This window comes from Microbacterium sp. Y355, assembly GCF_059445345.1.
Genome location: NZ_JCAIUD010000001.1, coordinates 1,838,586 through 1,852,269, shown reverse-complemented (window position 1 = coordinate 1,852,269; position 13,684 = coordinate 1,838,586). Strand labels below are relative to the sequence as shown.

General features: G+C 65.4%; 13 protein-coding genes. 3 read left to right on the top strand and 10 right to left on the bottom strand.

The window, feature by feature from the left end; genetic code table 11:
• Window positions 1-156: 156 nt before the first annotated feature.
• The 3 genes from AC1C2O_RS08935 to AC1C2O_RS08925 are packed head-to-tail and all read left to right on the top strand — an operon-like array spanning window position 157 to window position 1,961.
• Window positions 157-1,107: a manganese catalase family protein gene (locus AC1C2O_RS08935; protein ID WP_495430078.1), complete on the top strand. Its 951-nt coding sequence runs from the start codon at window positions 157-159 to the stop codon at window positions 1,105-1,107.
• Window positions 1,108-1,150: 43 nt separating this feature from the next.
• Window positions 1,151-1,429, top strand: a complete 279-nt coding sequence (locus tag AC1C2O_RS08930) for a hypothetical protein (RefSeq protein WP_495430077.1) — start codon at window positions 1,151-1,153, stop codon at window positions 1,427-1,429.
• A gap of 49 nt (window positions 1,430-1,478) precedes the next feature.
• Window positions 1,479-1,961, top strand: a complete 483-nt coding sequence (locus tag AC1C2O_RS08925) for a cytochrome C5 (protein WP_495430076.1) — start codon at window positions 1,479-1,481, stop codon at window positions 1,959-1,961.
• Here the strand turns inward: AC1C2O_RS08925 and AC1C2O_RS08920 are convergent.
• The 10 genes from AC1C2O_RS08920 to AC1C2O_RS08875 form a co-directional block, all read right to left on the bottom strand.
• Complete coding sequence (locus tag AC1C2O_RS08920; RefSeq protein WP_495430075.1) at window positions 1,958-2,833, bottom strand: HpcH/HpaI aldolase/citrate lyase family protein; 876 nt, start codon at window positions 2,831-2,833, stop codon at window positions 1,958-1,960. The genes AC1C2O_RS08925 and AC1C2O_RS08920 overlap by 4 nt on opposite strands.
• Window positions 2,830-4,017, bottom strand: a complete 1,188-nt coding sequence (locus tag AC1C2O_RS08915) for a CaiB/BaiF CoA transferase family protein (RefSeq protein ID WP_495430074.1) — start codon at window positions 4,015-4,017, stop codon at window positions 2,830-2,832. Before AC1C2O_RS08915 ends, AC1C2O_RS08920 begins: the two co-directional genes overlap by 4 nt.
• Window positions 4,014-5,951 (bottom strand): SUMF1/EgtB/PvdO family nonheme iron enzyme, encoded by a 1,938-nt coding sequence (locus tag AC1C2O_RS08910; protein WP_495430073.1) that lies wholly within the window; start codon window positions 5,949-5,951, stop codon window positions 4,014-4,016. The genes AC1C2O_RS08915 and AC1C2O_RS08910 overlap by 4 nt, the downstream gene beginning before the upstream one ends.
• On the bottom strand, window positions 5,948-6,880 hold the full coding sequence (locus AC1C2O_RS08905) for a ribokinase (RefSeq protein WP_495430072.1): 933 nt from the start codon (window positions 6,878-6,880) through the stop codon (window positions 5,948-5,950). Before AC1C2O_RS08905 ends, AC1C2O_RS08910 begins: the two co-directional genes overlap by 4 nt.
• Window positions 6,877-8,244: an ADP-ribosylglycohydrolase family protein gene (locus AC1C2O_RS08900; protein WP_495430071.1), complete on the bottom strand. Its 1,368-nt coding sequence runs from the start codon at window positions 8,242-8,244 to the stop codon at window positions 6,877-6,879. Before AC1C2O_RS08900 ends, AC1C2O_RS08905 begins: the two co-directional genes overlap by 4 nt.
• On the bottom strand, window positions 8,241-9,410 hold the full coding sequence (locus AC1C2O_RS08895) for an ADP-ribosylglycohydrolase family protein (RefSeq protein ID WP_495430070.1): 1,170 nt from the start codon (window positions 9,408-9,410) through the stop codon (window positions 8,241-8,243). Before AC1C2O_RS08895 ends, AC1C2O_RS08900 begins: the two co-directional genes overlap by 4 nt.
• Window positions 9,411-9,483: 73 nt before the next feature.
• On the bottom strand, window positions 9,484-10,779 hold the full coding sequence (locus tag AC1C2O_RS08890) for an ABC transporter substrate-binding protein (protein ID WP_495430069.1): 1,296 nt from the start codon (window positions 10,777-10,779) through the stop codon (window positions 9,484-9,486).
• 42 nt (window positions 10,780-10,821) lie between these two features.
• A complete protein-coding gene (locus tag AC1C2O_RS08885) occupies window positions 10,822-11,661 on the bottom strand; it encodes a carbohydrate ABC transporter permease (RefSeq protein ID WP_495430068.1) in 840 nt (279 codons plus the stop codon).
• A complete protein-coding gene (locus tag AC1C2O_RS08880) occupies window positions 11,658-12,590 on the bottom strand; it encodes a carbohydrate ABC transporter permease (RefSeq protein ID WP_495430067.1) in 933 nt (310 codons plus the stop codon). Before AC1C2O_RS08880 ends, AC1C2O_RS08885 begins: the two co-directional genes overlap by 4 nt.
• Window positions 12,587-13,663, bottom strand: a complete 1,077-nt coding sequence (locus AC1C2O_RS08875; protein ID WP_495430066.1) for a LacI family DNA-binding transcriptional regulator — start codon at window positions 13,661-13,663, stop codon at window positions 12,587-12,589. The genes AC1C2O_RS08880 and AC1C2O_RS08875 overlap by 4 nt, the downstream gene beginning before the upstream one ends.
• Window positions 13,664-13,684: the final 21 nt, after the last annotated feature.

Genomic DNA, 13,684 nt, shown 5'->3' with positions numbered 1-13,684 from the left:
GCCGCCGGAGCAAGTAGCGATTCGCTCGCACGTATCCCACATGTTGCCCGTTGACGCAACCCCCGAACGCCACCGCTCGTGTGGGGCGTAAACCTGTCGAGTAGACACGCTCGGAAGCCATCCGGCAGCGGCGCAACGAGATCATGGAGGCAAGCAATGTATTTTCACGTGCAAGAGTTCATCAACGAGATCGCTCAGGACGAGCCGGATCCCGCGGCAGCGAACGCGCTGCAAGAAGGCCTTGGTGGACAATTCGGCGAGATGCGCACGATGATGCAGTACCTCTTTCAAAGCATCAATTTCCGCGGTCCGAACGGTAAGCCGTACAAGGACCTGATCCAGGGCATCGGTACGGAAGAGATCAGCCACGTCGAACTGATCGGGACGACGATCTCGCGGTTACTCGACGGATCCCCGCGCTACCAGGGAAAGCCCACTGATCCGGTCGACGAGCCGGCTGCAGGCGGAGCCACTCCGTTGAGCATCGCGCTGGATACGAGCAACATCCACCACTACCTCGTTGGCGCACAGGGGGCACTTCCCGTGGATGCTGCGGGCAATCCGTGGATGGGCAGCTACGTCTACAATTCGGGCAACCTCGTCCTCGACCTGCTCTACAACCTCATGCTCGAATCGACCGGCCGTTTGCAGAAGTGCCGCCTCTACGAGATGACCGACAATAAGACCGCCCGCAGCACGATCTCTTATCTCATCGTTCGAGATCAGGCGCACGAGAACGCGTATGCGAAGGCGTTGGAAACGCTCGGAGTGAACTGGCGTACTTCGCTGCCCATCCCGAAGACGAATGCCGAGCAGTTCCCTGAGGTCAAGGCGCTCCTCGACCTAGGGCTGCAGAGCAAGCAGTACTCCTTCGACCTGACGGCGCAGTCCGAGGCGGGGAAGATCTTCCAGGGAGCATCGCCCTCGAATGACGGGACGGTTCTCGACGCGAGTGAGCAGGCGCCGTCGGGAGTTCCGATGACCATCTCACCCGAACGACTCGAGGAGTACTCGCCGGGAGCCGATGACGAACTTCGGAAGCTCATCGAAGCCACTGCGGCGATGGAGATGGCCGATATCGATGCGACGTTCGGACGAATGACCTGAGCAGGGTGGCCGATGGCGGGCGAGGAAAGGGTAAGGTCTCCGGATGGACGAGATGCAGACGATGGTGCGCACGCAGATTGCTGTGAATGGTGGAAGCTTCTTCCTGGCGCAGGGTCAGGACCTCGAAAACCTGAAGCGGCAGGTCGAAGTCGCCGCGCAGTCCACTGGGAAATTCGTGGACTTCGTGGTCGTGGGCAATCGCGCGGTGAGCGTTCTCGTTTCCTCAAGCACTGAAGTCGTGGTGTCTGTCGAGACCGTTCAATTCGATCCTCGTGATACGGGCGATGATGACGTGCCCTTTGGCGGCCTCTTCGACCTTTGAGCCGACAGATCCACGCCTTAACCATTCGATATCGCGAGAGAATTGATTCGTGACCGCGATCATCCTTAGCGACCTCCAACGCCGACTCTCCGCCGAAGGGCTCCTCGACGAGCCGTCCATCGACGATGGATTCGTCTCCGGACGGGCACACTTCGAGACGGCAGGCAACGCCGTGACAGTGCATGTCGACCCAGATCTTGAGGAGGCCGACGACGATGACATCGACGTTCGCGGGCTCGTGGAGATGGTGTCGCGGGTGCTTGCTTTTCCCGAGGCGCGTTGGCGGGCGGTCCTCGATCGCATTGCGGAAGAGATTGAGGATGCCGTCGGCGATCCCGACGCGATCGCGGAGAAGACCGACCTGCGGCTGGATCTCGAGGTGCACTCGATAACCGTGCTGCCCGACGCGGTTCTGCTGTCTTTTGTCGCGCCGCGTCAGTTCCCCGAATCGTGGATTCGTGCACAGCTGGACGACGAACTCGAGATCGAGGATGTCTTCGTCGAGGAGAAGCTCGATGGCACGTCCAGTTAGGGCGGAGTGTCGCTTTTCTGCGCCGATGGATTCCCACCGGCGGCGAGCACGCGTTCGGCTGCACGGACCATTGCGATGTCTATGAAGGTCCCGTCTTCGAGCGCGAAGGCTCCGGTGCCGTCGGCGGCGGCAGCACGCACACGGTCGACGATGCGCTGAGCTCGGTCGATCTCCGTGGCATTCGGCGTGAAGACACGGCGGATGACATCGAGCTGGCGTGGATGCACAGCGGTGCGACCGGCAAAGCCGAGAGCGCGACCGGCGCGGCAACTCGCCTCCAGACCGTTGATGTCGGACACATCGGCGTAGACGGCCATCAACGGAGACGGGAGACCGGCCGCGGCTGCGGCATTGACGATGCGGCCGCGTGACCAGGCCAGCCCCGCCTCGCCATCCGAGCCAGCGGGAACGCCGAGTTCCGCGCGCAGGTCGGCCTCTCCGGTCGCGATCGACGAAACCCCAGAGCAGGCGATCTCGAACGCGCGTTCGATCGAAAGCGCCGACTCGAGGAGGGCATGCACCGCGCGACCAGGTGCGGCGGCGCGGACGGCGGCGACATTCTCGGCCGATTGGGTCTTCGGCAAACGAACGCCGAACGCGGACGGCAGGTCGGCGACGGCGGCGAGATCGGCCTCGTGCGCGGACGATCCGATGCCGTTGATTCGCACCTGCACGGCGGGTGCACGCTCGCCGAGAACTTCCCACGCCGCCGCGAAGTCGAGCAGGGCGGCGCGGGCCTCGGTCTTGTGTGACGCCGCGACAGCGTCCTCGAGGTCGATGACGACGGCATCCGCACCTGAGGTCAGTGCCTTCTCAAAGCGCTCCGGTCGATCAGCCGGCGCATAGAGCGCGACGATGATGGAGCGAGTCATCCGATACTTCCTTCCTCGCGCAGTGCCGCGAGTTCGTCGTCCGAGTATCCCAGCTCGATAAGCACCGCGTCGGTATCCGCGCCGTGCGGGCGCCCGGTGAATGCGATCGTCGCGTCATCGCGTGACATACGGAACAGCGGACCTTGCATAGCGATCTCGCCGAGATCAGGGTCATGTATGCGGTGGATGGTGCCGAGCGCGTTGAACTGCGGATCGGCGACGATGTCGGACGGATCGTAGATCGGCGCGACTGCAGCATCCGCAGCCTCGAACGCGGCGATGACCTCGTCGCGAGAATGCTGGGCGATCCATGAGCCGACGGCGTCATCGAGAAGGTCAGCGTGCTCGGCGCGGGTCGCCCCGGTCGCGAACCATGGTTCGTCAGCAAGCTCCGGTCGGCCGACGAGGGCGACGACGCGTTCGGCGATGGACTGCGCGCTCGTTGACACTGCGACCCATGAGTCATCGGCCGTTCGGTACGCATTACGCGGTGCGTTATTGACGGAGCGATTGCCGGTTCGCGGCTGTACTGTGCCCAGCTGATCCCATCGGGTGATCTGAGGGCCGAGCATCGCCAGGATCGGCTCGATGATGGCGACGTCGACCTCCTGGCCCTTGCCGTCACGATCGCGGGCATGCAGTGCGACCATGATCGCATACGCCGTCGCGAGCGATGCGACCCCGTCTGCGAGCCCGAACGGAGGCAGAGTCGGCGGACCATCCGGCTCACCTGTAGACGACGCGAACCCGCTCATCGCCTCGGCAAGAGTGCCGAAACCCGGTCGGCGCCGGTACGGCCCGATCTGTCCGAAGCCGGTCACGCGGGCGAGCACCAGCCCCGGATTCTCCGCGGAGAGCGCGGCGTAGTCGAGCCCCCATCGCTCGAGTGTGCCGGGGCGGAAGTTCTCGATCACGACGTCGGCGGTGCGGGCGAGCCGAAGGAACGCATCGCGACCGCCGTCGGTGTGCAGATCGATCGCCACGGTGCGCTTGTTGCGCCCGAGGGTCTTCCACCAGAGATTCTGTCCGTCCTTGCTCGGTCCGTGGCCGCGCGCAGGATCGGGCCGATTCGGATGCTCGACCTTGATGACCTCGGCGCCCATGTCACCCAAATGCATCGCAGCCATCGGGCCGGCGAACAGCGTCGAGGCGTCCACGACCTTCAGGCCGTCGAGCGCACTCACGGTCGGCCGTCTCTGCAGATACGGAATCCGATCGAAGGCGATGCATCCTGCCCGAGCCCGGGCAACAGCAGTTTTGCGCTGAACTCAGGCGGCTTCACGCCGCCGTCGAAGTACCAGTCCGAGCCCTCACTGCGATGTGCGCTGCCACCCTTGAGCATGACGAACCGGGTGCGACCGTCCGAATGCTCCGACTCGGTCCAGTTCCAGACCTCGGGCGTGCGTCGGCCGAAGCCTGGCTGGACTGCGGCGAGCTGCCACTCGTCCTCGGTCGGAAGCCGGCCGCCGGCCCAGGCCGCGTACTCGCGGGCACGAGCAAACGTCACATTCGCCGCAGGGCGTTCGGGGTCACGGGCGTCTGTGACTTCGCCGATCGCGTCGAGGAACCGGGCGTACTCGGCTTCGCTCACCTCTGTGGTGGCGACATGAACCGGCTGCCCGACGACCACCGTTCGGTCGAGGGTGCGCTGATCGTGCAGACGAGGAGGGAGCGGCTTCCACTCGTCGACGTACGGTGCGCCGTCGTACATCCCGGTCTCACGCATCCGGAACCTTACAGTGAGCGTGTACTCGCCGGCGGGTACCGTGACGGGAGTGATTGACGCCGATTCGACCGGCGTGACCGGACCATCCCACCGGGGTGCGGTCAGGCGTCGTGACCTGCGGTGCGGGAATGAGGCGTCGCGGCGAGCGGTCTCGCCGGCGAGTGCCGCTTGCGCTGCCTCGAACTCGTCCGGGAATGTGGCTCCGTCGCCGACCTGCACGGCCGCGGCGATTCCTCCTGCGGGGACGGTGATCGCATCGGCGGTGTCGCCTGCGTGCAGCGCCGTCCACCCCGTACCGGGGGGAACGTACGTGGCGTCGTCGTTCGACGTGTTGGCGAGAAGTAGTAGCGTCACGCCGTCGAGCTCGAAGGTGGATCCGACGACCGCGCCGTCGAGAACGGTGAGCGGCGTCCACTCTCCCTCGATGAGCCAGCGGTGGAATCCGCGTTGAACGGGGAGCATCCGACGCAGCGTCGCGGCGTCCCGGCTATTCCAGCCGACCCACGCACCGAAGACGACCTCCCACACCATGACCCCGACGCCATTGAGCCAGGCTGATCGGAGTTCGGCGGCGTGATCGCGGTGCCAGCGGCGGATGTGATGCTGCATGTGTCGGCGTTCGAACCACCGAGCGCGAAGGACGCCGGGGACATCGGAGTCGGCGAACCACTGAGCCCAGGAGAGCGTGTGGTCGGCAATCCGCTCGGTCGCAAGCTTCGACTCGCCTTCGAGGCCGATGCCTGGACGAGCCGCGTCGAGGGCGGCGACAAGCTCGGGATCCGCCTTCTTAAGAGTGTCCAGGAAGACGCCATCCGCACCGAGACGACGCACGGTCGTGGCGAGCTCGTCGGCGTCACCGCCTGCGCGGCGGGTGCCGGTATCCCAGGGGTTGTAGTCGAGGAACACCGCGACGCCGGCGGCGCGCAGCTCTGCAGCGACGTCGGCAAGCCCCGGCACGTCGTAGAAGTCCCATTGATTGCGGTCGTCGATGCCGATAACCGGATACGCGTGCCACAACACGACGCCATCGAGACCGCCGAAGCGCTCTCGGGCATCGGCGAGAAAACGTTCGGGGGTGAAGCGCTGCGTCTCGAAGTCGAAGAACAGTTCGTCCCACAGCCAGAGCTGCGCCACGGTGAAGCAACGGCTAGCCCAGCGCGATGCCGGATCGTCGTACCGTGCCGGCTCGCCGTGGCGTCGCCGGGCGCCGTCGCGCCACCCTGTGAGCTGCGTGCGCCACACGTCGAGGTCAGCTACGTCAGCTGGTGCCGCGAAGATCTTCGCGTCATCGAGTGCGATGGCCGCATCTCCCGTGGCGAGATCGACGTCGAGTGGAATTCGAGTGGGCAGGTCCAGTTCGCGCGGGTGGAGGGGATCGAAGCCGCCGCTCATGCGTGCGTCCTTTCCAATAGTTCGGCGACCTCGGACGCAAAGGGGACTGCATCCTGTGCGCCGGGACGGGTGACCGCGATCGCGGCGGCTGCTGCCCCTGCGCGAGCGGCGCCTGCGAGCAACGCGGCATCGACGCTCTCCGGTGCGCGGCCGGATGCCGCGAGGGTGGCGGCGAACATCCCGCAGAATGTATCTCCGGCTCCGGTCGTGTCGACCGCGTCTGCAGCGTAAGCAGGAACATCGACCCGCTCGTCACCGCACACGATGAGCGAGCCGTGCCGACCGAGGGTCACGACGAGCGCGCGCACACGAGGTGCGAGCGTAGCGACGGCCGCCGCGAGATCGTTGACACCTGCGACGTCGAGAGCCTCGTGTTCGTTGACGATGAGCACATCAACAGAGGGGAGTAGTGCGGCTCCTGCTGTCACGAACGGCGCCGACGGTGCGGCATTGAGCAGATGCCATGCCTGCGGGCCGCGAGTGGCCGCGGCATCCAACACCAGTGCGATCGGAATCTCCAGCTGGGTGAGCACGACCTGCGCCGCTGCCACGACCGAACGCTGTGCTGGCGTCAGAGCAGTGGCCGCTGCGTTCGCGCCGGGCACGACGACGATGGCGTTCTCCGCGGTGTCATCGACCGAGATGAGTGCCATGCCGCTCGGCCCGTCGACCTGCGACAGCCCGGAAACGTCGATGCCGTCGGCGACGAGCGCGGCACGGAGACTCTCACCGTCCGGGTCAGTGCCCACGGCCCCGACGAAGGCTACGGCCTCTCCTCCTGCTCGACGGGCAGCGACAGCCTGGTTGGCGCCCTTTCCTCCGCCCGTGCGCACCATCGAGGATGCGAGCACCGTTTCGCCCGGGGCAGGAATCCGGCCTACGCGCGCGACGACATCTTGGTTGATGCTGCCGACGATGACAACGCTCATGACGTTCCTTCAGACAGACGAAGCGTACGTTCGGCGAGTTCGCGGATGGATCTCTCGGCGCCACCGGGCATCGAAGTCGCGATGCGGTCCTTCAACGGTGCGGTCCATGCCTCGCCAATTCCGTCAGCGCCCACGAGCCCACCGACGACGGACCCGACGGTTGCCCCGACTGAGTCGGTGTCCCAGCCGCCGGCCACCGCGAACGCGATGGCTGCGCCGAAATTGTCGCCGTACGCCTGAAGAGCGCAGGCTGTGAGCGCCGCATTGTTGAGCGTATGCACCCAGTGCATCCCGTCGAAAGCAGTGTGCAGCGAGTCGAGCGCCGACTCCACAGTCAGCGCGCCCGCGGCGAGGGAGCGCCCGGTTTCGCGTCCGAGCCTCACGGCTGCGGCGAGGCGTGAGGCTGGCGGCACGACCGTGTCGGCAGCATCCAGCACTTCATCGGCTGAAACGGCAATCAGCGATGCCGAGCACAGCGCTGCCGCCCACATCTCTCCGTATATGCCGTTGCGGGTATGGCTTAGCCGCGCATCGGTCCATGCCGATGCGGCAGCAGCGCGCACATCACCTGGATGCGCCCAACCGTGCACGTCGGCGCGGATGAGAGCCCCGATCCATTCGCGGAACGGGTTGTGATGCTTCGCCGTGTCCGGCACGGTCCGCGCGTCGAGGATGTTCCGGTACGCCGCCCGCTCGGCGGTGAAGACCCGGCCCGCAGGAAGTGCCCCCAGCCAGGCTTCTGCGACGTGCTCGGTCGTCAGGCTCGCGCCGTGTGTTTCCAGCAGATCGAGTGCGAGGATCGGGAAGTTGAGGTCATCATCCTCAGGCATCCCGTCGATGTTCTCCAGGAGTGAGGTCGGCGCAGAGCGACGGTTCCACGGCCAGCGCTGCGCGATGTCCTGGGGGAGTCCGACCGCCGTGAAATATCTCTGGATCGGCCAGTTCCCGGTGGCGCGCGCGATCTGCTCGATGCCCTCGCGCGGAATCTTCTCCACGGGTTTGCCGAGCACGCATCCCGCGGACCGGCCGAGCCACGCCCCATGCACGCGGGTGAACGCCACGGATGCCGCACCAGGCGACGTCGTGGCAGGGAGGAGCGCGACGATATCGGCCCACTCGTCCGGCTCATCGACACTCGGCGCCTGCAAGAGCTGCAACTCATCGAGCACCGTGCGCGCCAGTGCGCGCACCTCTGGGGGAGCAGGCGTAGCGCTTGCGCCAGATGGTGCGAGCTGAGTCGAGCCGCCCGCATCTGCCCATCGCTGCTCGATAGGGGCGATATCGCTCTCGGCGACGCCCTGCTCGCGGAGAGCGGCGAATTCTGCGGGGACCAGGTCTTCCGGCTGCGCCCAGGTTAATCTCACGCCGCGCCCTCCTGGCCGAGCACTGTTGCAAGTGCTGCCACTCGCTGCGTTGCGCGGTCGGCATCCGCTCGTGCGACATCGCGAACGACCTCTGTCATCGAGGTCACGACGCCGTCGAGATCGAGTCGACTGGCCGTTGTGACGCCCGAGACCCATTCGCTCGGCACGGCATCCTGGCCATGAAGGCCACCGCAGATGGCACCGGCCATTGTCGCGATCGAATCGGAGTCACGGCCGTAGTTGACGGCGTCGAGTACCGCCGCGCGCAGGTCGCCATCTCGAGCGACGACGAAGCCGAGGGCGACAGGAAGTTCCTCGATCGATTTGGTGCGAGAGGGTAGTCGGGCATCCATTGCAGGAGCGCGGTACTGGTCGCCCACGGTATCGAACGGGGAGACTGCGGCACGCACGACGCGAGCGAGGTCGCGCGGATCATCCGACCCTCCGGCCGCGGTGAAAGCGTCGACCGCATCGAACACGGCGCGGATCGCCGCGGCGGTGCCGTCGTGCGCGACGTCGAGCACTGCTGCGCGCACGTCAGCGATGGTCGCGCCGGATGCTGCGGAAGCAGCTACGGCTGCGGCGAACACGCCCGCGGCCTCGCGTCCGTAGGACGACTGGTGTGCTCCGGCGATATCGATGGCCTCGGCGTATGCACCGCGCGGATCACCGATGTGCACGAGCCCGACGGGGGCCATGTACATCGTGGCGCCGCAGTTGACGATGTTACCGACGCCTGCCTCACGCGGGTCTGCGTGGCCGTAGTGCAGCTTCGCGACGATCCACTTCTCGGCGAGGAAGACGCGCTGCAGGATGAGCGCTTCGTCCTCGAGCTCTGGAACCCAGCGACGCTCACCGATCATGAGCGGGACGAGATCCCCGGCGACGTCGTACGCATCGAGGTGGCGACGCCGCTTGGCGTACACCTCCACGAGTGCGTGCGTCATGAGGGTGTCATCCGTGACATGTCCGTCGCCCTTGTGGTACGGCGCGATCGGTCGCGCCGTCCTCCAATCGGCGAGGAATGGGCCGACGATCCCCTCGACTCGACCGCCGTGGCGTTCCTCGATCTGTTCGGGGGTCCAGCCCTCGGTGGCACCTCCCAGTGCGTCTCCCACTGCGGCGCCGGCGAGCACTCCGGCCACTCGGTCCTGCAACACGAACATTTCCACTCCTTGTTTACCTCTGATGTCGATGACGGGCGGGGGCGAACCGGCGGCTCGCCCCCGCAAAATGTCATCAGCCGGCGATGTCGGCCCAGCCGTCGGACAGCTGGGTGGCCAGCTGCTCACTGGTGATCTGGTCGGCCAGGTACTGCTGGAAGGCCGGCGTCGCGATGGTGTCTTTCCACTCGGTGTACTTCTCCACCTTGAGGAACGGCGGGCCAACGAGCCCCTCGCCAGATGCCAGCACCTGCGTCCAGGCGGGGTTGTCCGCCGCCAGCGTTTCCACCGCGGCGCGTGCCGAGTCGGACGACGGGATGAGCGCGTCGGCATAGGCGATCTCGGCGAGGTTGTCGCCGCTCATGAGGAAGTTGAGGAAGTCCGCAGACTCCTTGACATGCTCGGAATCGATGTTCACCGAGTAGGTCTGCGGGTTCGCTGCCTGGATGGCACCGGCCGAGCCTTCGAGAGGCGGCAATGCCACCCAGTTGAAGCCCTCGGGTGCGTCGCCTGCGATGTTCGTCGCCTGGAACGAGCCCTGCACCGTCATCGCGATCGTCCCACCGTAGAACGACGCGAGCACGTCCGAACCTGACTGGGTCAGGGAGACGGGTTGGATCGATTTGTCGGTGTACGCCATCTCGTGGATGAGCTCCGGCACGGCGAGTTCGGCATCGCCGACCTCGATTGACGCGTCCGCGCCCTCACCGGAGAAGAAGCCGCCATCGAAGCCGAGTGCGAGGCTCATCATCGTCGCGGTGGGCGAGGCCAGGCCCCAGCCGAGACCGTGAGTGTCGCCGGTGGTCGTCGCCTTCGCGATCTCCTGCAGCTCCTCCCACGTCATCGTGTCGCCGCTGGGAATCTCGACGCCGGCAGCTTCAAGAAGGTCGGCGTTGGCGAACACCATGTACGACTGCAACGTCGATGGGTACGCGATGATCTCGCCGTCCTGCGTGACGGACTCCCAGATACCGTCGGAGATGTCGGACTTCAGGTCATCATCGATGTAGTCCGTCAGATCGGCGAGATAGCCGTCCGCTGCGAACGAGACGATGGAACTCGCCTCGTAGTGGATGATGTCCGGTGCGGTTCCACCCGTGAATTGAGTGATGAGCTTGTCGAAGGTGCCATCCCACCCGGCCTGGATGATCTTGACCTGAACGTCGGAGTTCTCTGCGTTCCAATCGTCGACGATCGACTTCACGGCGGCCTGCGTCGCCGGCTGATCGGATAGCGACTGGAACTCGAGGGTGATAGCACCGCCTTCGCCGTCGTCGCCTCCTCCGGTCGCGCTGCCCTGCTGGCATCCGCTCAGGGCTAGGACTGCCACGCCTGCGAATGCGATGGCGCCAATGCCTCGGATTCTCTTCATGTTGCTCGCCTTTCTTCTGTGATCTCTTCTTGGTGAACTGGTTCAGCCCTTGACAGCACCGGCGAGCATTCCGCCGGTCAGCTTCTTCTGCAGGATGCTGAAAATGATGAGCGACGGGATCGTCGCGAGGATCGCACCTGCGGCCAGCGGGCCGAGCTGGGTCTGTCCTTCGGCGCCCAGGAATGAGCGCAGAGCGATCGGAAGCGTGTAGAGCTCGGGGCTCTGCAGCAGCACGAGGGCGAGGAAGAACTCGTTCCACGCCGAGACGAACGTGAACATCGCGGTAGCGACGAGCCCCGGTGCCAGCAACGGAAGGACGATCGTGCGGAGGATCGTGATTCTTGACGCGCCGTCCATCTCGCCGGCTTCCTCGAGCTCGGTCGGGATCGCCGCGACGTAGCCCTGCAGCATCCAGAGCGTGAATGGCAGCGTGAAGGTGACGTAGACGAGAATCAGGCCGAACAGGGTGTCGTTCAGGTTGATCGAACGGAGCACCAGGAACAGCGGGATGATGATCAGGATCGACGGGAAGACCTGACTGGTGAGGATCCAGACCGTTCCGGCCGCGCGAAGCTTGCCGCGCAGTCGAGCGAGGGCATAGGCCATCGGCATGGACAGCAGCACCGTGATCACCATCGTCGAGATCGAGACCAGGAGCGAATTGCCCGCGGCAGGCAGGAGATTCTGCCTCTCGAGCGCAGCGCCGTAGTTGCTGAAGTCCCAATTGGCTGGCAGCAGATTGACGGCGAGAGAGTTCAGCTCTCCCGACGACTTGAACGATGCGGACAGCAGCCAGACCAGAGGGAATCCGAGGAACAACAGGAACGCTGCGAGTGCCACGTACATCAGTACCGTCGCGTACCAGGGGCGCTTCGTGGTCATGAGCGCGCTCCCTTCGTCTGACGGAACTGATTGATGAGATAGAGCGCGAGGATCAGCATGATCGCGATGACGAGCACGTCGCCCATCGCAGATGCGTACCCGATCTCACGGTTGCGGAAGGCCTCCAGGTAGGTGAACAGCGGAGGGATCATCGTGCGCCCGCCTGGCCCACCCTCCGTGAGCACGTAGATGAGCCCGAATGAGTTGAACTGCCAGATGAAGTCGAGGGCGGTCACAGCGAAGATGATGGGGCGCAGCGCCGGGAGCGTGATGTGCCAGAACCGGCGGAAGGCGCCAGCGCCGTCGACGGCCGCCGCTTCGTGCTGCTCTGTCGAGATCGACTGCATGCCGGCCAGTAGCAGCACCGTCGTCTGTGGGATACCTGACCAGACGCCGACGACGATGACTGCGGGCAAGGCGGTCGAGAAGTCGCCGAGCCAGTTGACTCCGGGGATCCCGACAGCTTCGAGTGCGCCATTGAGGGGCCCGGAGTTCGGGTTGTAGATCATCCGCCACACGATGGCGATGACCACAGGTGGCATGGCCCAGGGGATCAGTGCCAGAACCCGGGTAAGCCCCTTCAGGCGCAGATCGCTGTTGAGGAGCAGCGCGAGCCCCATTGCACAGACGAGAGTGAGTAGCGCGACCGATCCGGCCCAGACGATGCCGATGCCGAAGGATCCCCAGAAGCGGTGATCGCCGAGTAGCTCGATGAAGTTGCCGAAGCCGATGAAGTTGATCTCGGCGTTCCGCTTGAGCGTGGCATCCGTGAAGCCGAGTGCCACACCACTGACGAGCGGGATGACGGAGAAGATGATAATCGGCAGGAGGGCCGGAATTACGAGGGCTACGGCCTCGCGGCGCTGCGCGCGAGCGCGATGACCTATCCGCTTCGTCTGCCGCGCGGGTTTCGTGGCTGTGCTGCTCATCCGGCTGTCCTCTCTTCATCGAGTTCGATTGCTTCAGCGCTCAGGTCACGAGCGGATGCTGCCCCTCCCAGTGCATGGGCACGGGATAGGGATGAACCGCGCACGACCAGTGAGGGTGCGACGGTGACCGTGTGCGCGGCGCGCGATGGTTCGGCGATGCGCGCGAGCAGAAGCTCTGCGGCGACACGACCGCGCTCCTCGGCGCCGAGGTCGACGCTGGTCAGGCCGGGGCGGATGACTCCTGCGAGTTCAGTGTTGTCGATGCCGGTCACAGCGATGTCGCCCGGAACGGTCAACCCGAGGTCTTCGGCAGCACGAATCGCACCGATGCCGATCAAATCGTTGGCGGCGACAATGGCGTCGGGGCGATGGTCACTGTCGAGGACTCGGCGAGCGGCGGCGTACCCGGCAGCGATCGTGAAGTCCTCGGCGTCGACACTACGGGTCGAAACGAGTGGATGAGCGGTGACAGCTGCGGCGAAACCGTCGCGGCGGAAGGTACCAGGCGTCGTGTCGCTGGGGCCGTTCACGAACGCGATATCGCGTCGACCCTCGCCGACGAGGTGATCCACCACGAGGCGCATCGCTGTGACTGAATCGGCTCGCACGGTGTCGAGGCTCGCGCCGTCGGGCAGACGCCCGAGAACGACGATCGGCGTGGGCGTCTTCGCGAGAGCGGCGAGAAGTTCGTCGGTGACGCGCAGAGGCGAGAGGATCATCCCATCGACGTAGCCTCGTCCGAGGTCGCGCACCACGTCAACAGACGACGATGACGTTCCTGTCGACGAGAGAACCAAGCGGTATCCCGACGCAGACACCACACGCTCGATCACGGTCATCATCTCGACATAGACCGGGTTGCCGATGTCAGCGACGGCGTAGGCGAGCTGGTGTGTACGGCCGAGCTTGAGCGACCGCGCAGTGGCATCGGCAACGTATCCAAGTGTTGCGGCCGCGCGCTGCACTTTCGCGATCGTCTCGGCGCTCGCGATCTGACCGTTCAGCGCCCGTGACGCAGACGCGATGGACACGCCCGCATGCGCGGCGACTTGAGTGATGGTGACCCGGACCACGCGCTCTCCCTCGAGTACTGT